Raw genomic sequence first — 23,794 nt, forward strand, 5'->3', positions numbered from 1 at the left:
TTCCCTGTGCGAGCACCGTGCCGTTCCCTGTGCGAGCACCGTGCCATTCCCGTGCGAACACCGTGCCGGAAATCGGAGTCCCAGCACACCGCGCCGAATGGTGGATGCCTTCCGCGGCTTGTCGCCGCAAAGTTCCGATTTTCGGCGCGGTCCACAAGAGTGATCGTCGCGGCGGAGGCCAGAAATGGCCCCCGCTTTTAGCTCCAGCGCGCGGGATTCAGCCGAAGATCATCGGGCGGTCTTCGTCTTCGCCGCCGCCGTTCAGCGACAGGTCGAGGTCGACCAGCACCGGCACGTGGTCGCTCGGGGCATCGCCCTTGCGCTCGTTGCGGTGGATGCTGCCGTGCGTCACGAGGTCAGCGAACGGCTGCGATCCCATGATGAAGTCGATGCGCATGCCCTCGTTGCGTGGGAACCGCAGCTGCTTGTAATCCCAGTACGTGAAGCCCTCCGGCTGGTACTGGCGCACCACATCCGAGAGACCGAGGGAGACGAACTCGTCGAACGCCGCACGTTCCGGTTCCGAGATGTGGGTGGAGATGCCGGGGAGCACCGTCGGATCGCCGTTGTCGGCATCCGTCGGCGCGATGTTCCAGTCGCCCATGAGCGCGAGCGGCTGATCGGGGTGCTCGGCGAGCCAGCCGCGGGTGTCAGCGGCGAGCGTCGCGAGCCAGTCCAGCTTGTACGCATAGTGCGGGTCGTCGAGGGCGCGTCCGTTGGGCACGTAGAGGCTCCACAGCCGCAGGCCGGCGACGGTGACGCCCATCGCGCGCGCCTCCTGCGGCAGGTCGGAACCCTCCTGCCCCTTCGCGAAGCCGGGCATGCCCTCGAAGGAGGTGACGACATCCTCGATCGGAAGACGGGAGGCGAATGCGACACCGTTCCACTGGTTGAGGCCGTAGATGGCCAGCTCGTAGCCGGCCGCCTCGAACTGCTCGCGCGGGAACTGCTCCGGCTTGCACTTGATCTCCTGCATGGCGAGCACATCGACGTCTTCACGCACCAGCCAGTCGACGACACGACCCGCTCGGGCGCGCACGGAGTTCACGTTCCAGGTGGCGACACGCATGCGGATCAATCTATCGAAGGGCGCCGACAGACCGAAGGTCGCCGACAGACCGAAGGTCGTGGTGCGTGGTTCCAGAGGATGCGGCGTCAACGCCGTTCACAATTCAGGATCCGAGCGCCGTCGGCCCCGCAATGCCCGCGCCACGGCGCAGCGCGGGCAGGCGACACCCCGTTCCGATCCTGAGTTGTGAACCGTCGGCGAGCGCGACTTCATGAACCGGCGACGAGCACGACCGGCCGCGCACGAATCGTTCCTGAAGAGCTTTCCGAGGGTTACGTTTGTCCCAGCCCGACGTTCGCGTGCTTCGCCGCGAGCGGAGTACAGCGCGAGGGGGAAACGCTGATGGCCCACATCGTGGCGAGCGGTGCAGGCAAGGTGCTCATGGCGCGTCGGGACGATCCGACGCACGACTACATCCTGGCGCTGACCGGCAAGGAGCGTCCGCGCGTGCTGTTCGTCGGCACGGCGACCGGAGACGAGCTCGACTACACGCTCAGCTTCTATACGACGTACGACTCCGACCGGTGCGCCCCGCATCACCTCAAGCTGTTCCACCGCGACATCGACGACCTTCGCGGATTCGTGCGCGGCTTCGACGTGATCCACGTCGGCGGCGGCAACACGGCCAACATGCTCGACGTGTGGCGCAGGCAGGGGTTCGACGAGATCATGCGGGAACTCTGGATGGATTCCGACGTGGTCTTCACGGGAGGCAGCGCAGGCGGCATCTGCTGGTTCGAGGGCGGGACGACCGATAGCTACGGTCCAACCCTGCAGGTGCTTCCCGAGGGCCTCGGATTCCTGCCGGGCAGCTTCTGCCCGCACTACGACGCAGAAGACCAGCGCCAGCCGCTGTTCCACCGGGCGTTGACCTCCGGTGCGCTTCCACCCGGTTACGCGGTCGGGAACCTGCAGTCGCTCCACTTCGACGGAGCGACGTTCGTGCGCGCGATCAGTCCGGTGGAGCATCCGCTCGCCCTTCGCGTGCACGCCGACGGTGATCGGATCGTCGAGACATCGCTGGAGAGCGTGGTGCTCGCGGATGCCGCAGCCGCCCGCGCGCTCGCCGCCGCGTCCGTCGGTGAGCGCGGGGAGACCGCCTGATGGACGTCGTCAAGCTCGTCGTCGAACTCCTGGTCGTCATCGCGGCCATCTACATGGGGACGCGCACGAGCGGGATCGGACTCGGCGTCTGGGGTCTCGTCGGCGTCTTCGTGCTCGTCATGTTCTTCGGCGAGGCGCCGGGAAGCGCCCCCGTCGACGCGGTGTTCATCGTCATCACGGTCATCACGGCGGCCTCGGTCATGCAGGCCGCCGGCGGCATCGACTGGATGGTCTCCGTCGCGGCGAAGGCCATCAGATCGAGGCCCAGATCCGTCGTGTTCCTCGCTCCGGCGATGTCCTTCCTCTTCACGGTCGGCGCCGGAACGGGCAACATCTTCTATCCGCTGCTGCCGGTGATCTACGAGACCTCGTACAGCCAGAGGATCCGGCCGGAGCGGGCGCTGTCGGTCTCCGCGGTGGCGTCGCAGGTCGGCATCCTGTGCTCGCCGGTGTCTGCGGCAACGGCATCCATGGTGGTGCTGCTGGCGCCGCACGGATTCGACCTCGGCAAATTGCTGCTCATCATGTGGCCGGCGTCGATCGTCGGCATGTTCCTGGCCTCACTGTTCATGCTGCGGCACGGCAAGGACCTCGACAAGGATCCCGAGTTCCAGAAGCGGCTCGCCGAGGGCAAGATCCAGCCGCCGGAGAAGCCCGAGCTGAAGAAGCTGCCGTGGCAGGCGACGGCTTCGGCAGGGATCTTCCTCCTCGGTGTGCTCGTGATCGTGTTCTTCGGGCTCTTCGAGAACCTGCGCCCGCTGGTGCCGGGTGCGGACGGCAAGCCGACGCCGCTCGGTGTGACGACCATCATCGAGATCACGATGGGCGTGGTGGCCGCGCTGATCTTCGTGATCTGCCGGGTGAAGTCATCCGAGGTGCCGAAGCAGTCCACGTTCCCCGCAGGCATCGTCGGTGCGATCGCGCTGTTCGGCATCGCGTGGCTCGCCAACACGTTCATCGCCGCCAACCAGACGCTCATCGTGAACGGGCTCGGCGCCATGGTGCAGGGGTCCAGCGCGTTCATCGGCGCGCTGCTCTTCGCGCTCGCACTCTTCCTTGTGGCGGCGCTCACGACGAGCCAGTCCAGCGCGACCAACGCGATCGTGCCGATCGGTCTCACGATCGGGCTGTCCGCATCGCTCATCGCCGGACTCTGGCCAGCCGCGATGGGCATCTACACGCTGCCGGCCAACGGATCCCAGGTGGCGACGGTGGCGTTCGATCAGACCGGATCGACCCACATGGGCAAGTTCGTGGTCGACCACTCGTTCCAGCTGCCGAACCTCATCTACATCGTCTCGGCGATGATCGTCGGCACACTGCTGTCCACGATCATCGCCTAGCGCAGGGTCCCGGCGCCGTCAGGGCCGGGGTCGGGGACTGGCAATTGCGCCATTTGCGCACTATCGCGCCACTCCGAACGGTGCAATAGAGCGCAAATGGCGCAATTGTGGGTCGGTGGGCCTACCAGCCGCCCCCGCCGCCTCCTCCTCCGCCGCCTCCGGAGAATCCGCCTCCGCCGGAGCCGCCGAACGAGCTCGAGCTTCCGCTCGAGGAGGCAGGCGTCGTGGCGAATCCCGAGCTGGAGACCGCGCTCGACCACAGGGCGAGGCTGAGGAAGGGCGACGGACCCGCATACCAGTCCGGCGACGACTGGTTCGTCGTCGCGTAGCGATCCTGCAGCACCTTGACCCACTGCTCCGAGATGCCCAGCACCATCGCGTACGGCAGCACCTTCTCGTACAGCTTGATGACGGCGCCCGCGTCGGTGACGTCGATCCGCTCGGCGGTCTGCGGGCTCTGCAGGAACGCGAGGCGATCCTTCTCGGCGAGCTGGATGTACACCCGCAGCCCCTCGAGATGATCGCGCACCTCGGCACCCTTGTCCGTGATCCGCATGCGCGGCGTGCTCAGCACGAGGAGCACGATCGCGAACACCGTGGCGACGATGTCGGGCAGCGCCACCCACCAGACGCCGGCCATGTTGAGACCCGCGAGCACAAGGTGAACGATGGGCAGCACCACGAGCAGACCGAGTCCCAGGCGCACCCAGCCGTTGCCCCTGCGCTTCGCCCGCGCGCGGAGGCCCAGCTCGGTGACCCTGCGAGGAGCGGATGCGCGCTGCGCGGCGAGCGCGTCGCCGAGCGTCCTGCTCGTCTGGTCCAGCACGCGCCGGTCGCCCACCGTGGCCTGCGGGAAAAGGGCGCCGAGCAGCGCGATCTCGGACTCGTCCAGCGACGACCAGTCGGTGTTCACCAGCGTGAGCGTGTAGCGCTCGGTGGCCGGAGCATCCGTGTTCTCTGAGATGGTCAGATACTTGCCAACCGCGAGGCCGACGAGCTCGGCGGCGAACGCGGTGCCGCCCTTGCGCAGGAAGTCGGCGGCGAGCATCGGCCACACGCCGCGCGGCGCGTCGTACTCGGGCACGATGATGCCTCGGCCCTTGGCATCGCGGAACGGCCCGGCGCGCAGGTAGATGACCCACACCAGTGCGGCCAACAACGGGAGGAAGAACAGCCACGGCAGCACGGTCCACTGCCACTGCCGGGTGGCGTGCGGCGGCTCGGCGAACGCGGCGTTGCGGAATCCGATCGCGACGGTGAGCGAGTAGTAGGAGTTCAGGCCCTTCACACTCGAGACGATCGTGTCGCCGTCACGACGGATGGTGCACGGCGAATCCGACGCCGACGCCTCGGATGCCGCTGGGTAGCACGCGCTCTGTCCGTTCAGCCCGTCGGCGGTGCCGTCGTGGAGGTTGATGCGCACGGATGCCTCGCCGATGCGGGAGCTCCATCCGGTGCCGTTCACGTCCCAGTACAGTTCGGCGTCGTCGGTGTCGGCGAAGTGGCTGACCACGTTCTGCAGCGTGTACGTGATCACGTACGTCTTCGCGCCGTGCACGTACGCATCCTTGTCGCCGATGCGGAAGACCGTCATGTCGTCGCCGTATCCGGCGTCGTCGCTGTCGACCGTCGCGTACGGCTGCGGCGTGCCAGCGGCATCCGTGACGGACTGGAGGCGGAGGTGCAGTGGGATGTCGTCGACGTAGGTCGGGATCGCGCGCTCGATGCCGTGGTTGACATCCGAATCCGGGAACCGCACCGCGATCGTCTCGGTCACCGTCATCGACGAGTTCTTGTCGGCGTCACGATGCAGGTCGAAGACCGAGTCGAAGCGGTCGACGGTCAGTTCCGCGACCGGGTCGTCGGCGAACGGCCGAAGAACCCCGCCGAGCGCGGGGTCGGTGCCGCCGCGCGACGCCGAGGTGTCGGCTGAGGACGCCGGAACGGATGCCTGTGCCGGCATCGCAGACAACGCCGAGCCGACTACCGTGCCGAGCCCGGCGAGTGCGATCACGGCGGCCGCGGCGCTGACCAGCCGGACGAGGCGTTGCTGCATCGCCCCAGGGTATCGGGGGCACGGGACCCGAGGCCGTCTCAGAGGTGAGGCAGCGCCGAAGCGCGGCTGCCCATCGTGCTGGGTTACCTAGCGAAAGAGTCCGAGCTCCTCAGCGATCGCCGGCATCTGCACCGCGATGGCTTGCCACAGGATCTCCTCGTCGGTGCCGTCGTAGTCGTGTGCAATGAAATTCCGGACGGCGCGCATACCCTTCCAATCGATCCCCGGGTGCGCAGCACGGAACGACTCCGGAAGCCTTTCTGCGGCCGCAGAAAGGTCGACGATGATCGAGCGCGCGATGCGTCGTTGGTCGTCATCATCAGGATCGAAGAAGACCTGTCGGCCCCGCGACACCACCCGTGCGGCAGACCTCGCGAAACGTGACATGTCCGCGAGGATCGCAGGTGTCCGGTCCTCGCTCACAGAGGTACGGCCTCGGCCAGGATGCGTTCCATCGCCCGCCCGGTGCCCCTGTCGGAGACTACGTCGACCTTTGCACCGAGCAATTCTTCGACTTCGGACATGAAGCCCGCCAGGTCGAATATGCTGCTGCCCGCATGAGGGTGCACGAGCAGGTCGACATCGGACTTCGATGTCGCCTCACCTCGTGCAACGGAGCCGAAAACGCGCACGTTGCTGAGCCCTCTGGCATCTGCAGCGGCGAGCACTTCGGTACGTGATTCCCGCAGAGACTCAGCAACGCCCGACATATCACGATGATAGGCAACCCGGTTGTGGAACGGGGTTACATGCGCTCATTCGCAACCCACATGATCGGTCTGTTCTGAGCCGGATGCAACGGCGCCGCGCGTGGCCACCGGATCAGGGCGCCGCGGATCGATTGACGAATTCGAGTAAGACATCGGCAGCGTCCGGGTGGTCTTGAGGTCGGTGGCCGTGACCGGTCAGCACGACGTGCTCTGCGTCTGCTATCCGGTCGGCGATCGACTCGTACTGGTCGTTCCACCCTCCCGTGATGACGAGAGTCGGCACCCCGGTCGTTGCGGGAGTGTCGAGGGTCCACGGGCCGGGGAGAAGTCGCTGACGTTCTGCGTCGAGAAGTGCCCCCGGTGTGGTCGGCGTCTCGACCGCCTCCCCGCTCATGGCGGCCGCGAACTCGACTGCGAAATGGGCTGCATCCAGGTCCTCGGCACGGTCGAGCACCGGCTGCAGACGGCTGATGTGGCCTTCGACGGATGCGAGTCCTCGCCCTAGCGCGTACGCCGCGGGCTCGAACAGCACCAGTGCCCGGACAAGATCTGCGCGCCCAAAGGCAGCACTCATGGCGACCGGCCCTCCAAATGAATGTGCGACGACGATTCCGCCGCCGTCGCACTCTCCGAGGAGCCGTGACTCCCACGCATCCTGGTCGAATCGTCGTGCAGCTTCCGCGCCGTAGCCCGGCATGATCGCGAACCGGCTGTTCGAGAGCCGGTTCGCGATCGGCCAGGCCAGGCCGGGTGATCGCCTCGACGAGTGGAGATAGACGTATGGTCCGCCTGCACCCTCGCGCCCGCGTCTCTCCATGCTGCGACCGTAGCAAGCGGCGCGTCGGGTCGAGGCGGGGATCACTCGATGATCGGGACGTTGCCCGCAACCGAGTCGGCGCAGTCGCCTCGGCGCTGGCATTGCTCCCAGCTCCAGCGCCTTCCCAGGCCTACCCCCGCTACTCTGGATGCTCGTGACCGACTCCCGCCAGCAGCTCATCGACCACATCTCGAACGAGGCCGTCTTCCACGGCGACTTCACGCTGACCAGCGGAAAGAAGGCGTCGTTCTACGTCGACCTTCGCAAGGTGAGCCTCGACCACCGCGTCGCTCCGCTCATCGGACAGGTCATGCTCGACCTCATCGCCGAGGTGCCCGACGTGGCAGCCGTCGGCGGGATGACGATGGGAGCCGACCCGATCGCTGCGGCTGTCCTGCACCAGGGTGCAGCCAGGGGACTCGCGTACGACGCGTTCGTCGTGCGCAAGGAGCCGAAGGATCACGGCCGCGGCAAGCAGGTCGAGGGTCCTGAGCTCGAGGGAAAGCGCGTGATCGTGCTGGAGGACACGTCCACCACGGGTGGTTCCCCGCTCAAGGCGATCGAGGCGCTGCAGAAGGTCGGAGCGGAGATCGCGGCCGTCGCTGTCGTCGTCGACCGCAACACCGGTGCCCGCGAAGTGATCGAATCCGCCGGCTATCCCTACCTCGCCGCCATCGGACTGGACGACCTGGGTCTGTCGTAGTGGCCGGCCGCTTCCTCCACGGGCCGAACGGGTCCGACGAACCCGACGACGACTTCGCGTCGTTGTTCGGCGACGTCGACGACGACCTCGGCATCGACGATGAAGCGGATGGCCTCGAGCCCATGTTCCCGGCGCCCCCGCCGGTCTCGTCCCAACGGCAACCGGAGCTGCCGGATCCCCGATCGGCGCCGCCTGCCTACGACATCCCCGAGCTGTCGATGCCCATCCCGCCCCGTCCGGCGCCGGCGCCGCGCGACACCGACGCGAACCTCTCAGCAGGGGGTGGCGGCTTCTTCTGGGGGCTGACGCCGAACGGGGCTCCCGACCCGCGCATCCACGGTGCGTCCGATGCCTCCGGTGCAGGACAGGATGCGGCGGCATCCGCCCCGCCGGTTCCGCCGGCCCCAGGCGACAACAGGCACCGAGGGCTGGTGCCGCCGTCCGTGCCGCTGGCACCGTACATCCCGCCGGTGTACGAGCAGCCGGCGCCCCAGGCACCCGCCGAGCCGGCCGCGGAACCGATTGTGCCGCCGACGTCGATCGTGCCGCCGGGCCCGATCGTGCCGCCGGCGCCCGTCGTGCCGCCAGGCCCGATCGTGCCGCCGACATCGCCGACCGTCGAGCCGTGGAGAGGCGAGCAGGCACAGAGCGAGCGGGCACGGTACGAGTCGGGGCAGCACGGCCCGGCACAGGACGACCCGGCGCAGCACGGCCCGGCACAGGACGAGCCGACGCACAGCGAGCCGCCGCATTCTGAGCCGGCGCCCGGGACCGTCTCGCTTCCCTGGGTCACCACGCGTCGGTCGCCCGAGCCGGATCCGACGGATGCCGTGCCTCCGCTCCCCGCCCAGCCGCAGTGGCCGCCGGTGCCGCCGGCCGGTTCGCCGCCGGCCTTCCCGTGGGAGGACGCGTCCGTGGCCGAGACGCAGGACCAGACATCCGCGTGGCCCTCCTCGTACGATTCCGCCCCGGATGCCGCGCAGCCCGCAGCCTCGTCCTGGTCGCTGTTCGGCGACCTCTTCGACGATCAGGCCGACGGCGTCGCTGCAGCAGACGGCACCGATCAGGCCGCGGGACCGGATGACGCGCCGAACGCCTCCGCGACCCCGGATGTCGCGGCTCGCGATGCCGCCCCGCACGACACGGATCAGCCACGCGAGCCCAAGGACCTCACCGCGACGGACCTCTTCGCCGCGATCACCGCCACGTCGACGACGGAGGCTCTGCCAGGGGCGGCCGCGAGCGAGGCAGCCGCTTACGACCTGCCGGAGGGTGACGCCGTGCCGACGCCGGGGTGGCCATGGGGCGCTTCCGCCGTTGCGGGGGTCGCTGCCGCAGGGGCGGCCGGCGCCACTCCGACGGGGGCCGAGTCGGCCCTCGGCGCGTCCGTCGCAGGTGCCGCCTCCGATGCACAGGGCGACAACCCGTCATACCGGCGAGGTCGCTCGCGGCAGGACACATCGGACGGCGACGGCTCCGGCAGGCACGGCGGCTCTGGCCCGTCGCGCGGCGGCTCGTCCGGCGGATCCGGTGGCGGATCGGGCAGCGGTTCCGGTGGATCGGGCAGCGGATCCGGTCGTGGTGCAAGCGGACCCGGCGACCATGACGACGACACCGGAGGTCCGTCCCCGCGCGCCCAGCGCATCATGCTCATCGTCGCCGGAGCGATGCTGCTCGTACTGCTGCTCATCGCGCTCTTCATCGTGGGGCGCACCGTGAGCCATCCGGTGACGACGCCCTCGCCGACTCCGACCGCGACGAAGACGGCCACCCCCACGCCGACGCCGACGGCGACGCCGGCTGCGACCGGTCCGCAGGCGCCCGGCAAGCATCCGTGGGACTCGCTGCGCGGCGGCGAGTGCCTCGATCCGTTCAGCACGCCGTGGGCCGACACGTTCACCGTCGTCGACTGCGGCACTCCGCACGCCGCCCAGATGGTCTACACGAGCGTCTTCTCCACCGACGCGAACGCCGCGTATCCCGGAGCGGATGCGCTGGCCGGGCAGATCAACGCGCTCTGCTCGCGTCCCGGTGTGCTCAACCTCGACGCCGCCGGTCAGTACGACGACGCCCAGCTGCAGGGCAGCTACCCGGTCACGGACAAGCAGTGGAAGGCCGGGCAGCGCTCGTACTTCTGCTTCGTGAACCGGTCGTCGGGACAGCCGATCACCGGCAGTCTCCAGGGCCCCGGCCCTCAGTAGCGGCGGCGCCGGACGCGTCGCGGTCGGGATTCGACGTCCGACCGGTTTTCGATACCTGCCGACCCCCGTCCGGCCATCTGATCGAGTGCTCCCGTTCATCTTCGGCGGCCACCGTCTATTCCGGTCCCACCCCCTGAGCGAGGGTCACGCGCCATGCGGCCCGAGCTCGTTCGTCCTGCCCTGACCTGTCGTGCCTCGGCGAGCCAGTGCAGAGCTGCCGCGCGCAGATTTCGCGCTCACGCACGGCGATTTCAGGTGTGGTGCGTGCAGGTGCCCTGAACTGAGGAAGGTCGTGCGGTGAACGTCGAACTGAAGTCGAAGTGGGCCGAGCTGAGGGCGAGGCGGACCTGGCGTCGGACCATCGTCATTTCAGCGGCGGTCGTCGCAGGTGCGGTGGCACTGTCCGTCGCCGGACTCACGCTGCCACGGGCCCTCGCCGCCACGACCAGCACCCAGCAGAGCTACGACCTGACCGGGTCCTCGTACTGCAGCTCGACGACCGGCCAGGCGACCGCAGCGCTGAACACGAACCTCATCTCGAATCCGGATGCCACGTACTCGACCCGCCGCGGCGACGTTCCCGGCGGCGCGGGTACGGCCAGCGGCACGACGGTGCCGGACCCGGACGGCGTCCTCCTGCCGGACTGCTGGGCCGTGACCTCGACGATCCTCGGCAGCGATCCCGCGAACGAGATCGCGAGTGTTGTCTCGTCGAGCTATCCGGGGGCGAGCGGATCCAACTTCTACGGCGGCAGGAGCGCGAACGACAAGGCAGTGGCCGGCACCGTCACGACGGCATCCCAGACCATCTCGCTCGACTCGCTCGGCGACGTCACAGGCACACCGTTCTCGCTGTCGGGGTCGATGGGCGGATACGCCGACCAGGACGACAACACGGTGATCACGGCGACCTGGGAGGACGCATCCGGAGCCTCCGTGGCCGACGCTTCCGTGTCCGACGATTCGGGGAGCTCGGTCGTCACCAAGCTCGGACCGGTGATGGCAGCGGATCGCGGAGATGTGTCATCCGAAGTCCCGCGTAGCGCGTACGGGGTCGTGCCTGCAGGTGCGAAGCAGGTCGTCGTGACCATGACCTTCACCCACGGCGGCGCAGGCAACAACGACGCGAGCGCGGACAACCTCGACCTCACGATCGGAGACTCGGCCGTCGCACCCACCGCGCAGAGCTACGACGAGTCCGCGGTCTGCCCGACTCCTGCCCCCGTCGTGAGCGGTGCCAACCTCATCTCGAACCCCGGTGCAGAGGATTCGACGCTCGTCGACTACCCGTACGGAACGGGCGGCGGTGTGACCGGCGAAGGGACTGCGGATGCTCAGGTGTCGCTTCCGGACTGCTGGGTGAGCGGCAGCGAGCTGCCCTCGCCCGACGCGGTGATCGAGTCGTACGCGACGACCGCGAAGACGTATCCGGGCCTGAGCGGATCCCGCGTGTTCTTCGGCGGCACAGCCTCGGCGACCAAGGCAGGCACAGGCGGATTCAAGCCCGCCGCGGGCTTCACCAACCAGGTGCAGGGCACGACGAGCACAGCGACGCAGACGATCGACGTCAGCTCGCTCAGCACGGGAACCCACACCTACCAGTTGTCCGGAAAGCTCGGCGGATACTCGACGCAGGGCGACTTCGACAGCCTGTCGGCGACATTCATCGACGCGACGGGCAACGCGATCTCCACCGCGTCGACCAACCCGATCACCGAGCCGGAGCGAGTGGCGGCGGCGGACTACCTCGCGTACGAGGGCGGCACGACCGCGGACAACGGCCTCCTTCCCGTGCAGACCGTCGGAAGCCTTCCAGCCGGAACCGCGAAGGTCGTCATCACGCTGAGCGCGACCGCCATCGCGACCGGAAACGACAACAACGGCGTCGCGGACGATCTGAACTTCACCGTCGATCCGACGTCAGCCGGCGCGACCGGCCAGAGCTACGACCTCACGTCCGGCACCCATGGCTCGAGCCCGAACTGCCCGGCGGCCGATCTCGTCACGCCGGCGCTCGACACGAACCTCATCGCGAATCCCGGTGCAGAGGACTACACGCCCGGCGTCTGGATGGGCGCCCCTGGCGACGACACGATCAGCCTCGTCGACTGCTGGGTGAGCTCCTCAGCGCTCCCGGCGCCGGAGGCGGTCGCCGAGTCGTCCGCGCAGTCGACGTCGACCTATCCGCCCGCCCGCACGAGTTCGCGCGTCTTCTGGGGCGGTACGAACCCGAACGGCGGCATCGCGGGCGTCGCGACGAAGGCGACCCAGACGGTCGACCTGAGCGCGGTGGACGCCGCGGGCAAGGACTTCAAGCTCTCCGGACTCCTCGGCGGGTACGCCACCCAGGACGACAACGCGGTGGTCTCCGTCACGTTCCAGAGCAGCCAGGGCACCACCGTCGGCTACGCCGCGATCGGACCCGTGAAGGCCGGGCAGCGCGGAAGCGTCTCGAGCCTCGTGCAGCAGGCGTGGTACGGCACGGTCCCCTCGGGTTCCGCGAAGGCCGTCGTCACCATCACGATGACCGCTGTCAGCTCCGGCAACGACTCCAACGGCGAAGCGGATGATCTCAGTCTCGTCATCGGCGACAGCGCGGCCCCGAGCGGCACCATCCTCGAGACGATGCCGTACACGGCGGCAACCGGTGACACCGGAACGCACATCGACCCGGGCAGCGGCGTCAGCGTGCCGAACGTGGTGGCGGGGGCGCTGGACCGTCCGGCGGGCGTTTCCGCTCTGGCCGGCACGGTGTTCGTGTCCAACACGGGCGACAACGTCGTTGCCACCCTCGACGGGAACGGCAACACCACGGTGATCGCGGGATCCCTCGAGGGCTATGGCGAGACGGGCGACGGCCGGGCAGCGGCGAACGCGACCCTGTATCAGCCGTTCACGACGGCCGAAGACACGAACGGGAACCTGTTCATCGCCGACAGCGGAGACAACACGGTGCGCGAGATCCGCACGGACGGCACGATCGTCCGCATCGCGGGCACCGGAAAGGCGGGCGCGGGCAGCATCCCGGCGTCAGCGAAGAACGGCGGAAGGGCGACGTCAACGGCGCTGAACCATCCGGAGGGCCTGGCCGTCGACGCGGCAGGTGACGTCTACATCTCCGACACCTACAACCACCGGGTCGTGAAGGTCTCCCCGTTCGGAAGCATCTTCCAGGTCGCCGGCGGCAAGGGCTCGGGTTACAAGGGCGACGGCGGACGGGCGAGCAAGGCATCCCTCACCATGCCGACCGGCCTTGCGCTGGATGCCAAGGGCAACCTGTACATCGCGGACTCCGGCGACAACGTGATCCGGCGAGTGGATGCCGGAACCGGCGAGATCTCGACGGTCGCGGGCAATCACGCGGCCGGCAAGGCGAACGACGGACGCGGCGGATTCTCCGGCGACGGCGGACCCGCGACTGCCGCACAGCTGAACGACCCGCAGGGCGTGGCCGTCGACGGTGCAGGCGACCTGTTCATCGCGGACACCTTCAACAACGCGGTGCGCGAGGTGACCCCCGACGGCATCATCAGCACCGTCGTGAATGCGGCAGGCGCCGCGGGCGCAGCACCGGCGCCAGGCGGCGAGAGCAGCGGATTCACACCGGAGAAGTCGAGGCTGAACACGCCGTACGCACTCGGCATCGACGCCTCGACGAACACGCTCTACATCGCCGACACGAAGAACTCGAGCATCGCCCAGGTGATCGGCGGACTGGTGAGGCCAGGAAGCGCGGCGGGACCGACGGCATCCGGATCCAAGGCGACGAGCACGTCGACGCCGACCGTGACTCCGACGCCCACGGGGACGCCGACCTCGACGGGGACCCCGACCCCATCCGTGACTCCGACACCCACCCCCACGCCGACAGGATCGTCGACCGCGGTGCCGACACCGTCGGACACGCCATCGGCGACCAACACGCCGACGCCGTCGGACAAGTAGCGCGGCCGACAGCGACAGCCGACCCGCACGACCAGTGACGACCGAGCCGAAAAGACGAGCAGAAGAGACAGGAATGACAGACACGAGCAGCAAGATCTTGAACACCGCCCTCTCCAGGCGCAGGTTCCTCACCGGCGCCGCGGCGGTGGCGGGAGCTGCCGGTCTGGCCGGCGTGCTGCCGTCGGGCCTCGCGGCGGCCGCAGCGGCGGCGAAGCCGCAGAGGTTCGACCTGAGCCAGGTGAAGCACGTGGTGTACGTGATGATGGAGAACCGGTCGTTCGACCACTACTTCGGCACGTATCCGGGAGCGCGGGGCTTCAGCGACAACAAGGCGCTCCGGCTCGCGAACGGTCGCTCGGTCTTCCAGCAGCCGGATCCCGCGAACCCCGACGGCTACCTCGAGCCGTTCCACATGTCAACGCTCAGCACCGGCGCCGCCGCCGTCCCCTCGCTCTCGCACGACTGGCGCGACCAGCATGCGTCGTGGAACAACGGCGCCATGGACAGCTGGATGACGACCCACCTCGCATCCGACGGCGACGTCAACGGCTCCTTCACCATGGGGTACTACACACGCGAGGACGTCCCGTTCCACTGGGCGCTCGCGGAGTCGTTCACGCTGCTCGACGCATACCACTGCTCGGTGATGGGCCCGACGGATCCCAACCGCATCATGTGGATGACGGGCGACATCGATCCGGCCGGCAAGTTCGGCGGTCCGGTGCTGGAGACCGTCACGCCCAACCCGATGACGTTCCCCACCTCGGCCGAGACCCTGTACAACGCCGGATACACGACGAAGAACTACTTCGCGGGCACGTCGAGCGGATTCAACGTCTTCTCCTGGTTCGCGAACTTCCAGACCCGCGGACTCGTCGACGACAGGCTGTACAACCCGATCATGACCGGCAGCACGCTGTTCGGAGACGGGACTCCTGGAGGCATCGGCGATCCGCTCAACCCGACCCCGGCATCCGTTCCGACGCTCGCGTTCGAGGAGGACTGCGCCAACGGCGTGCTGCCGGATGTGTCGTGGCTGCTCATGCCCGGCGCGTCGGACGAGCATCCGCCGAACCTGCCCGCCGCCGGCGCGCAGTACCTCGCGTCCAAGCTCGAGGCGCTGGCCGGCAACGAGGAGCTGTGGAACTCCACGGTCTTCGTGCTCAACTACGACGAGAACGACGGATTCTTCGACCACGTCGCCCCTCCCGTGCCCGACCCCGACAGATACCCGGAGGAGTTCGTGCACGTCGCGTCGCCGAAGGGCACGCCGGGCGGTGGACTGCCGATCGGCGGCGGATTCCGTGTGCCGTGCATCATCGTCTCGCCCTGGACCGTTGGCGGACACGTGTTCTCCGAGGCATCGGACCACACGTCGGGACTGCAGCTCATCGAAGCCGTGACCGCCGCCGGCGGCCTCTCCGGCCACGGCCCCGTCACCTTCGGACCGATCAGCCGGTGGCGCCGCGCGACGTTCGGCGACTTCACCAACGCGCTGCGCCCCGGCGCCCGACCGGCACCGAAGAACGTGCAGTTCGCCGCGCAGACGACGGCGGCGAACCTCGCAGCGCAGACCACAGCGGCACTGCAGCCGATGCCGGTTCCTCCTGGAGCGACGCAGACCATGCCCACGCAGGAGAGGAAGTGACGGCGGGGATGTCCGGCTCTGAGGTCATCACCCCGTCCAGCGCCCCGGTGGACTTCGTCGCGACCGACCGTGGCGACACGGTGGACCTCGCCGCCATCCGGCACAACGTCGAGGTGCTCGCCGCCGCGACCTTCGACCGGCAGTCACGCGCTCAGGTCATGGCGATCGTGACAGCGGATGCCTTCGGTCACGGCCTCCTGCCCGTCGCGCACGCGGCGCTCGCCGGCGGCGCTCGCTGGCTGGGTACCGCGGGCATCGAGGAGGCCCTCCGCCTGCGTGCGGCCGGAGTCACAGTACCCGTGTTCGTGTGGGAGTGGGATGCGGAGCGTACGGCGTCGGTCGAACGCGCGGTCGCGGCATCCGTCGATCTGTCCGTCGCCGACCACCGGCAGCTGGCAGCGGCGTGCGACGCGAGCGCAGAGACGGGCGTACTCGCTCGTGTGCACCTCAAGGTGGACACGAGTCCGGAGCGGCCGGCGGATGCCGAACTGCTCTGGGAGGAGCTGCTCGCGTCGGCCGCCGATGCGCAGTCCGCTGCCGACGTCGAGATCGTGGGCGTGTGGAGCGAGCTCGGCCACGCCGAGGAGCGGATGCATCCCGAGAACGATCGGCAGCTGAACGCGTACCACGCCGCAGTGAAGGCGGCGGTGCTGCACGGGATCGTGCCGCAGTTGCGTCACATCGCGAACTCGGCGGCGATCCTCGGGATGCCCGGCACGCACCTCGACCTGGTGCGCGCCGGCCGAGCCGTCTACGGCATCGAGCCGGTTGCGGGCACAGAGCACGGACTCGTCCCCGCCAAGCGGATCCTGGCGGGGACGGGAACTGCGGCCTAGCAACGTCCGAGGTGGGATCGCGACTGCCTGCAGGTCTCGTGACTTCCGGAGTTGCTGGAGGCTCGCCGCGGTTCGCAGAACGGGCCGAGGTTCCGCGCCGCGCTCAGGCGCGGGCCTCGTCCGGGGCCTCGGGCGTGCCGCTCAGGGGCGCAGCGGCCACCGTGGGTCGCTCCGGCCGGAGATGCCGCACCGCGACGATGGCCAGCACGCCCAGCGTGACCAGAACGAGGACGATCTGCTCGGTCACTGCCGCCGGTCCGGTCTGGAACGCGCGGAAGAGGCCGACCCAGCAGTAGGTGAGGATCGCGCCGGATCCCATGCCGACGGCATCCGGACGCACGAGGTACGCGAACACGATGCCCGCCGCGATGATGACGATCATCAGCGTCACCGGCACCCAGGGCGACACGGTGTGCGGAATCTGGGAGAGGAGCTGGAACAGGGAGCCCAGCGCGAATCCGGCCGCGATCCCTGCCGCGAATCCGCGGCGCACGGTGAGCTTCCTGCGGGAGCGGGTCGCGGGCAGCGGGTCGCCGTCCGGCGTGGTGCGACCGCGCAGCACGGTGAACGTCACGACGACGAGCACGGCGGCGATGGCGACGGAGACGCCGAGCCGGACACCGTTCGCCATGAAACCGCCTGCGGCGAACGACGCGACGAAGATCGCGGCGGCCCCGAACGTGAGGAGCACAGCCGGGATGGCGAGCCATCCCGCGCGCATCCAGGAACGGCGCCCGAACGCGCCCTCCATGACGGCGATCGGCGAGCCGATGCTCCACACGACGTGCAGCGTGAGCACGTAGATCAGCCACGGACCCGCCGTGCCCAGCCACGGAATGAAGCCGAAGTCGAGCATGTGCGCGCCGACGTATCCCGGGTTGAAGAGCGACTGCGTGATCACGCCCTCCTCGAGCACGCCGAATGCCAGCGCAAGAGTCAGGATGCCGGGCCAGCCGGCGCGCGCTCGCCGCGCGAGCTCGCGGATGAGGATCGCGGCGGATCCGTAGAACGCGGTGAACAGGATGAGCTCGGCGATCTGCTGCCCGGCAGGCGCCGTGCCGCCGAGGTATTGATCGCCGAGCAGGAACTCGGCCGTCACGCCGGATGCCACCGCAAGGGACAACGAGTGCAGGAACGTTTTCATGTGGCAAGCGTCCCGCTGGGGCACAAGGCGGGCATGCGGCATCCGTCACGTGCGCTCCATGACATTCGTCACCGTCTGCGGCGCGGCAGCCGGCGTTCGACGGCACGTGGCACCACGTAGGGTGGGTCTGCCACCCGTGCCGGACGTGGGAGGCAACCGATGCCGACGAGGAGGCGAAGCCGACGATGAGCAGCGATGGACGGCCATTCGGATCCGAGCTGACGTCTCACGCGAGTGGGGCCGAGGTGTCGGAGTACATCGGTCTGCTTCGCTCGCAGGGCCGATATCGGACGCGGTATTCGCCGCTCGGGACGGGCATCCTGGTCGCGATCCAGGCGGGCCTGGGCGTCGTCCTGCTCGGCGTCGCGGGCGTGATGGCGGCATTCGGTGTCGGACTGGCGGCGGTCGGGGTCGTCCTCGTCTTCGGCGTGCTGTTTCTGGTCTGGGCCGTGACGAACGCCGTGAAGTACGCGGCGTCGCGCAAGGACCCGGCCCGATGGCTGCACCTGCAGCGCTTCGCGGACGCGAACGGCCTGGAGTTCTCCCCGTCCGTTCCGAACCCTGATCTCCCCGGGATCGTGTTCCAGCAGGGCTGGGGCCGCATCGCCAGGCAGGTCTTGCGTGCCACGAGCGGACGCTTCGTCGAGTACGCGAACTACGAGTACCGCATCGGCGACAAGAACAACTACACCGTGAACCGCTGGGGTTACGTGGCGATCCGCCTCGACCGTCCGCTGCCGAACGTTGTGCTCGACGGAAAACGCAACAACAGCCTCTTCGGCACGAACCTTCCCGAAAGGTTCCGTTCTCATCAGCGGTTGAGCCTCGAGGGCGACTTCGACCGGTACTTCACGCTGTACTGCCCGGCGGGATACGAGGCGGACGCGCTCTACCTCTTCACGCCCGACATCATGGCCCGTTTCATCGACAACGCCGCACCGCTCGACGTGGAGATCGTCGACGACTGGCTGCTGCTCTACGGCCAGGGCGACCTCGTCACACTCGATCCACAGATCTGGCAGCGACTCTTCTCGCTCGTCGCATCCCTCGAGGACAAGTTCGCGCAATGGGGCCGCTGGCACGATGAGCGCGCGGATGCCGGCGCGCCGGCTGCTGCACCCGTCGCGTCGAGCGACGCATCCGTCCCCGCTGCGCGGCAGGATGCGCCCGCGGGCACCGTGGCACCGGAGGGTCAACGGTTGGTGCAGCGCTCCGGGATCCTCGGCGACATCACCGGCAGGAACTAGAACGGCCGCCGACGCGCTCAGCCGAGGTGTCGCGCGACGCGTGCATCCAGTCCCTGGCGAACGGCCGGCCACTCGATATTCAGGATCGAGTAGGTCACGGTGTCGCGCACGATGCCTTTGTAGACCTGGTAGCTGCGGAGCACGCCGTCCTGCTTCGCGCCGAGCCGTTCGATCGCGGCCCGCGACTGGCGATTGTGCCAGTGCGTGTGGAAGTACACCGCGTTGCAGCCCAGCGTCTCGAACGCGTGGCCGAGCAGGAGCCGCTTCGCGTCGGCGTTGATGCCTGTGCCGTGTGCCGACCGGGCCATCCAGGTGTAGCCGATCTCCACCCGCAGGTTCTCCTGCGTGATGTTGCAGTACGTGGTCATGCCGACAAGGTCGCCGCTTCGCGAGTCGCGGATCGCCCACGGCGCCATCGTTCCCGTGCGCTGAAGGGCGAGCCGACGCTCGATCTCCGTGGCCATCTCCTCCGGACGCGGCACAGTCGTGTACCAGATATTCCACAGCTCGCCGTCGGACGCGGCACGACCGAGTCCCTCGGCGTGATCGAGCGTCAGCGGCTCGAGGGTCGCGATGCTGCCGGTGAGCGGGACGGTGTCGGCGAAGCGCGTCATGCCGAAACGCTACTGGACGTCCGACTCGTCCGGATACGCGAACGCGATGCGCGTCAGACGGCTCAGATCGCGTCGGACTCGACCGGTTCGCTCACGACCAGTTCGTGCACGCCGTGCAGCACCTCGTCGGGGCGGAACGGGTACTTCTCGATCTCCCGCCGGTCGCTGATTCCGGTGAGCACGAGCACCGTGTGCAGACCGGCTTCGATGCCGGCGACGATGTCGGTGTCCATGCGATCGCCGATCATGCCCGTGTTCTCGGAGTGCGCGCCGATCTTGTTCATCGCCGAGCGGAACATCATCGGGTTCGGCTTGCCCACCACGTACGGCTCACGTCCGGTCGCCTTCGTGATGAGAGCGGCGATGGCGCCGGTGGCCGGAAGCGGTCCGTCGGCGCTCGGCCCCGTCGCATCCGGATTGGTCACGATGAACCGTGCGCCCTGACCGATGAGCCTGATCGCCTTCGTGATGGCCTCGAACGAGTAGTTGCGCGTCTCGCCGACCACGACGTAGTCGGGGTTCGTCTCGGTGAGGATGAACCCTGCCTCGTGCAGCGCCGTCGTGATGCCCGCCTCCCCGATCACGAACGCGCTGCCGCCCGGCATCTGCGACTTGCAGAACGCGGCCGTGGCAAGAGCGGATGTCCAGATCGCCTCCTCGGGAACGTCGAGTCCCGAGGCGCGCAGCCGCGCAGCGAGATCGCGCGGCGTGAAGATCGAGTTGTTCGTGAGCACCAGGAACGGCGTGCCGGTGTCGCGCCACTGCTGGATGAGCTCGGCAGCACCGGGCAGCGCCTCGTTCTCGTGAACGAGCACGCCGTCCATGTCGGTGAGCCAGCATTCGATCTCGTCGCGGTTCGCCATGTTCGTCCTCCAGGATGCGGTTCCTCAAGGGTATCCGCGGCTGTTGTCGGCGCCGTTTCGGTGCCCTCACGGTCTGGTCTCCGTCGGTGCCCGCGCCCGCGCGTCACGGGCGCTCGTACGTGCCCACCCTCGCAACGTCCCGACCGCCATCACTCTCTTCCGCGGTCGCGAGATCCCGCCGATCTCCGCCGGTCGCGAGACCTTGGCCACCTCCGCCAGTCGCGAGACCCTCGCCACCTCCGCCGGTCGCGAGACCCTCGCCACCTCCGCCGGTCGCGAGATGCCGTTTGGAATGCAGAAAATGCTCTTCGGGCGCCGATATGGAGCATTTTCTGCATTCCAAACGGGATCTGGAGTCGCGTCTAACGCGAGCTGACGAGTCGCGCGGGGCGACGCAGTCGCCGCCCCCAAGCGCGGTCGCTCGGATGCCGTTCACATTTCGCCATTGGTCCTACTGCAGCCGCGACTGCCCGGTCCACCGTGGGCACGACGCCCATGCGACACTGAGGAGGTGATGACCCTGAGCGATGCACAGACCTGGACGGTCATCGGTGTGCTCGCCGCCGGGTTCGTCGGGTTCATGTCCGTGATCGTCGGGCTCCTGAACCGCACGATGGCCGCCGAGCTTCGTGGCATCCGCGTGGAGATCGGATCCTTGCGCGCCGAGTTCGGCCTCCGCATGGACGGCCTCGAGCGCCGCATGGATGCCATTGAGCGCCGCATCGATGACATCGATCACGATGTCGCAGCGATCTCCCGCAAGGTCTTCGGCGACCAGTAGGCCGGGTGCGGCCGGCATGAACTCAATAGGCTGAACCGCGTGCCGAACGAGACCGATCCTGTGCCTGAGTCGACTCCGACCGTCGAGCAGTCGACGCACGGCGTCGGCCCGTGGCCGGGCGGACCGGATGCCTGGCCCACCGACGACCGGTACGATCCGGAGCTGCTCGGCAACGGCGACACCCGCAACGTCGTCGACCGGTACCGCTACTGGCGGATCGAGGCGATCGTCGCGGAACTGGATGCCCACAGGCACCCGTTCCACGTCGCCATCGAGAACTGGCAGCACGACATGAACATCGGCTCGATCGTGCGCAGCGCGAACGCGTTCCTGGCCCATACCGTGCACATCGTTGGCCGGCGGCGCTGGAACAAGCGCGGTGCCATGGTCACCGATCGCTATCAGCACGTGGTGCATCACGAGACGATCGCGGACCTCGTGGCGTGGGCGCGCGAGGAGCGGATGCCGATCATCGCGGTCGACAACGTTCCCGGAAGCGTGCTGATCGAGACGTTCGAACTGCCGGAGCGCTGCGTCCTGCTGTTCGGGCAGGAGGGACCGGGCCTCTCGCCGGAGGCGATCGACGCGGCGGATGCGATCGTCGAGATCGCGCAGTTCGGATCCACCCGCTCCATCAACGCGTCGGCCGCCGCCGCCATCGCCATGCACGCCTGGATCGTGCAGAATGCGCGCTGGAGCTGAGCACCTCAACCCATTGGCGCCATTTCGGGCGGGACAACGCCTTCCGGATCCGCTGCCCTCATGGACCCTGCCTTCAGCCCGATTTGTGCATCCGGGCACACGGAAGCCGGAGCGTCAGACCTTGGCGGCGGCCTGCGCGGCGACCCACTCGGCGAATGTCTGCGTGTCGAGGCGGGCATCCGGTCCGGGGAGGATCGAGCCGTCGCGGAGTCCACGGCCGAACGCGCCCGGCAGGGAGATGTTGATCACCGGACCCTTGTCGCCGACGGCCTCGAGGTACTGGCGCACCATGTCGGTCATCTGCTCTTCGCGGGGTCCGGCGAGATCGGTGTCCAGGCCGCGCGGCGCGCCGACGGCGATCTCGGCGAGCGCATCGCCCACCTCGGATGCCGCGACCGGCTGACAGTCCATGACTGGCGCCAGGTGCACCCCGGCGAACCGCATGCGGGTGGCCATCTGCTGCGCGAACTCGTGGAACTGCGACGCCCGGAGGATGCTCCACCCGCCGGGCAGCGCCATGAGAATGCGCTCCTGTGCCGCCTTGCCCGCGTAATACCCGGCGTCGATCTTCGCCGCCCCGATGATCGAGAGCGCGATGTGGTGTGGGATGCCGGCGCGCTTTTCCGCTGTCAGCAGGTTGCGGGTCACGGAGCCGAAGAACGCGACGCCAGTCTTCGCGGACTGGGATCCGGTCGACGTGACGTCGATGACGGCATCCGTTCCGCGGAGCGCCTCGTCGATGCCGGTTCCCGTCGCGAGGTCGACCCCCGTTGCGCGGGAGAGCGCCACCGGCTCGTGCCCGCGCGTCCTCAGCGCCTCCATCACGTGCTTTCCGACGGTCCCGGTTCCGCCTGCGACAGCGATTCTCATCGATTCCCTTCCTCCCTCTGCGGCACGGTCGTGCTCACACTCATTCGACAACGCAGGGTGCTGTTTCGTGACATGGGTCGATGCGCGGCGGCCACGTGCGTCGGTTCATCCGTGTTGACGCACCCCAGGCGACCCGCACGTGTCGATTCAGCCCGGCCGCCCGTACGAGTCTGCGACCTGGCGGATGCCATCGGCATCCAGCTCGAACACCGGCTCGCCATCCTGCGCGCTCGGCGCCCGCACCACGGAAACTCTCGGGGCGCCGGATGCCGGCAGATCGACGAGCGCGAATCCCGCGCCCACACGCGCGCGCTCGATGTCCTCGGGAGTGGTCACATCCGAGGTGTTGGTCACTCCGGGAGCGACCACGACGGGGATCCCGCGCTCCAGGGTGACGAGTGGATGGTGGTAGTGCCCGCTCAGCACGAGCCGCACGTCGCTGCCGTCCAGCGCGCCGAGGAGGGCGTGCGGGTCGTCGAGCTCGAGCCGGCGCAGCAGCGGCGTGACGGCGCGCGTCGGCGGATGGTGCACGACCACCACCGTGCCGAGGTCGGCCGGCTCGGCAAGCACACCCTCGAGCCAGGCGAGCTGGGCGGCGTCCAGGGATCCGTATGCGGCGCCGGGCACAGACGAGTCGAGCGTGACGATGCGGTGGTGGCCCAGCGTCAGCACCCTGGTGCGGTCGCCGAGGACCTCGGTGAAGGCATCCGGATGGTCGTGGTTGCCCATCGCGTACACCGCCTCCGCCCCGCGCTCGGCGGCCCAGGGACCGACGAGGTCGCGCAGCTTGCTGTACGACGCGGCCGTGCCGTCCTCGCTGAGGTCTCCGGAGAGCACGACGGCATCGATGCCCGCGACCTCGGATGCGGCGGCCAGCACCCGTTCGAGCGCCGCCGTCGTGTCGACGATGCCGTAGTGCAGCGCGTCGTCGCCGTACAGGTGCGTGTCGCTGATGTGCAGGATTCTGAGGTCGGCGCTCGCCCGATGTGATGCCGTCACGCGGCCACCCTACCGACGGCCGCCGACGCCGTGTGGTCCGGGTGAGATCGCGTCGCCACCCCGGCAACAGCGCCATGTGCGCATGACTGCGCCAGCGAGAGTGGCGCAATCATGCGCACATGGCGCGATCACGGGAGTGCGG

General features: G+C 68.6%; 20 protein-coding genes. 10 read left to right on the forward strand and 10 right to left on the reverse strand.

The genetic code is table 11. The features are described from left to right. Positions 1-217: 217 nt before the first annotated feature. Positions 218-1,069, reverse strand: a complete 852-nt coding sequence (locus tag ACX9R5_RS04610; protein WP_459407818.1) for an exodeoxyribonuclease III — start codon at positions 1,067-1,069, stop codon at positions 218-220. A gap of 342 nt (positions 1,070-1,411) precedes the next feature. Between ACX9R5_RS04610 and ACX9R5_RS04615 the strand changes: the two genes are divergently transcribed. Both ACX9R5_RS04615 and ACX9R5_RS04620 read left to right on the forward strand, forming a co-directional pair. Next, entirely contained in the window at positions 1,412-2,173 is a 762-nt protein-coding gene (locus ACX9R5_RS04615; RefSeq protein ID WP_459407819.1) for a Type 1 glutamine amidotransferase-like domain-containing protein, read from the forward strand. After that, complete coding sequence (locus tag ACX9R5_RS04620; RefSeq protein ID WP_459407820.1) at positions 2,173-3,516, forward strand: anaerobic C4-dicarboxylate transporter family protein; 1,344 nt, start codon at positions 2,173-2,175, stop codon at positions 3,514-3,516. The genes ACX9R5_RS04615 and ACX9R5_RS04620 overlap by 1 nt, the downstream gene beginning before the upstream one ends. Positions 3,517-3,637: 121 nt before the next feature. Here ACX9R5_RS04620 and ACX9R5_RS04625 read toward each other — a convergent pair whose 3' ends face one another. The 4 genes from ACX9R5_RS04625 to ACX9R5_RS04640 all read right to left on the reverse strand — a co-directional run bounded on the left by ACX9R5_RS04625 (position 3,638) and on the right by ACX9R5_RS04640 (position 7,099). After that, positions 3,638-5,572, reverse strand: a complete 1,935-nt coding sequence (locus ACX9R5_RS04625) for a DUF2207 domain-containing protein (protein ID WP_459407821.1) — start codon at positions 5,570-5,572, stop codon at positions 3,638-3,640. Positions 5,573-5,659: 87 nt separating this feature from the next. Continuing rightward, a complete protein-coding gene (locus ACX9R5_RS04630) occupies positions 5,660-5,959 on the reverse strand; it encodes a HepT-like ribonuclease domain-containing protein (RefSeq protein WP_459407822.1) in 300 nt (99 codons plus the stop codon). A 32-nt stretch (positions 5,960-5,991) separates the two neighbouring features. Then, positions 5,992-6,282 carry a nucleotidyltransferase family protein gene (locus ACX9R5_RS04635; RefSeq protein WP_459407823.1) on the reverse strand — a complete coding sequence of 97 codons (291 nt, stop codon included), beginning with the start codon at positions 6,280-6,282 and terminating at the stop codon, positions 5,992-5,994. 112 nt (positions 6,283-6,394) lie between these two features. Next, entirely contained in the window at positions 6,395-7,099 is a 705-nt protein-coding gene (locus tag ACX9R5_RS04640) for an alpha/beta fold hydrolase (protein WP_459407824.1), read from the reverse strand. A 148-nt stretch (positions 7,100-7,247) separates the two neighbouring features. Here ACX9R5_RS04640 and pyrE point away from each other — a divergent pair, with 148 nt between their 5' ends. From pyrE to ACX9R5_RS04665, 5 genes are all read left to right on the forward strand, one after another. Next, a complete protein-coding gene (pyrE, locus tag ACX9R5_RS04645) occupies positions 7,248-7,802 on the forward strand; it encodes an orotate phosphoribosyltransferase (protein ID WP_459407825.1) in 555 nt (184 codons plus the stop codon). After that, complete coding sequence (locus ACX9R5_RS04650; RefSeq protein WP_459407826.1) at positions 7,802-10,003, forward strand: hypothetical protein; 2,202 nt, start codon at positions 7,802-7,804, stop codon at positions 10,001-10,003. Before pyrE ends, ACX9R5_RS04650 begins: the two co-directional genes overlap by 1 nt. A gap of 297 nt (positions 10,004-10,300) precedes the next feature. Continuing rightward, a complete protein-coding gene (locus tag ACX9R5_RS04655) occupies positions 10,301-13,948 on the forward strand; it encodes an NHL domain-containing protein (RefSeq protein ID WP_459407827.1) in 3,648 nt (1,215 codons plus the stop codon). A 73-nt stretch (positions 13,949-14,021) separates the two neighbouring features. After that, complete coding sequence (locus ACX9R5_RS04660; protein WP_459407828.1) at positions 14,022-15,596, forward strand: phospholipase C; 1,575 nt, start codon at positions 14,022-14,024, stop codon at positions 15,594-15,596. An 8-nt stretch (positions 15,597-15,604) separates the two neighbouring features. Beyond that, positions 15,605-16,432: an alanine racemase gene (locus ACX9R5_RS04665; protein ID WP_459407829.1), complete on the forward strand. Its 828-nt coding sequence runs from the start codon at positions 15,605-15,607 to the stop codon at positions 16,430-16,432. Positions 16,433-16,535: 103 nt separating this feature from the next. Here ACX9R5_RS04665 and ACX9R5_RS04670 read toward each other — a convergent pair whose 3' ends face one another. After that, entirely contained in the window at positions 16,536-17,576 is a 1,041-nt protein-coding gene (locus tag ACX9R5_RS04670) for a hypothetical protein (RefSeq protein WP_459407830.1), read from the reverse strand. Between the two features lie 185 nt (positions 17,577-17,761). Between ACX9R5_RS04670 and ACX9R5_RS04675 the strand changes: the two genes are divergently transcribed. Beyond that, a complete protein-coding gene (locus tag ACX9R5_RS04675) occupies positions 17,762-18,823 on the forward strand; it encodes a hypothetical protein (RefSeq protein ID WP_459407831.1) in 1,062 nt (353 codons plus the stop codon). Between the two features lie 17 nt (positions 18,824-18,840). Here the strand turns inward: ACX9R5_RS04675 and ACX9R5_RS04680 are convergent, their stop codons facing one another. Together ACX9R5_RS04680 and ACX9R5_RS04685 are read right to left on the reverse strand one after the other, a co-directional pair. Beyond that, positions 18,841-19,437: a GNAT family N-acetyltransferase gene (locus ACX9R5_RS04680; protein WP_459407832.1), complete on the reverse strand. Its 597-nt coding sequence runs from the start codon at positions 19,435-19,437 to the stop codon at positions 18,841-18,843. A 62-nt stretch (positions 19,438-19,499) separates the two neighbouring features. Next, positions 19,500-20,300 carry an HAD-IIA family hydrolase gene (locus ACX9R5_RS04685; RefSeq protein ID WP_459407833.1) on the reverse strand — a complete coding sequence of 267 codons (801 nt, stop codon included), beginning with the start codon at positions 20,298-20,300 and terminating at the stop codon, positions 19,500-19,502. 514 nt (positions 20,301-20,814) lie between these two features. On the opposite strand from ACX9R5_RS04685, the gene ACX9R5_RS04690 reads away from it, so the two are divergent. Both ACX9R5_RS04690 and ACX9R5_RS04695 read left to right on the forward strand, forming a co-directional pair. Further along, entirely contained in the window at positions 20,815-21,081 is a 267-nt protein-coding gene (locus ACX9R5_RS04690; protein ID WP_459407834.1) for a hypothetical protein, read from the forward strand. Between the two features lie 39 nt (positions 21,082-21,120). After that, positions 21,121-21,783: a TrmH family RNA methyltransferase gene (locus tag ACX9R5_RS04695; RefSeq protein WP_459407835.1), complete on the forward strand. Its 663-nt coding sequence runs from the start codon at positions 21,121-21,123 to the stop codon at positions 21,781-21,783. A gap of 114 nt (positions 21,784-21,897) precedes the next feature. On the opposite strand, the gene ACX9R5_RS04700 is transcribed toward ACX9R5_RS04695, so the two are convergent. Continuing rightward, positions 21,898-22,653 carry an SDR family oxidoreductase gene (locus ACX9R5_RS04700; protein WP_459407836.1) on the reverse strand — a complete coding sequence of 252 codons (756 nt, stop codon included), beginning with the start codon at positions 22,651-22,653 and terminating at the stop codon, positions 21,898-21,900. A 147-nt stretch (positions 22,654-22,800) separates the two neighbouring features. After that, entirely contained in the window at positions 22,801-23,652 is an 852-nt protein-coding gene (locus ACX9R5_RS04705) for a metallophosphoesterase (RefSeq protein WP_459407837.1), read from the reverse strand. Between the last annotated feature and the right edge of the window lie 142 nt (positions 23,653-23,794).

Source organism: Rathayibacter sp. CAU 1779 (genome assembly GCF_054551755.1).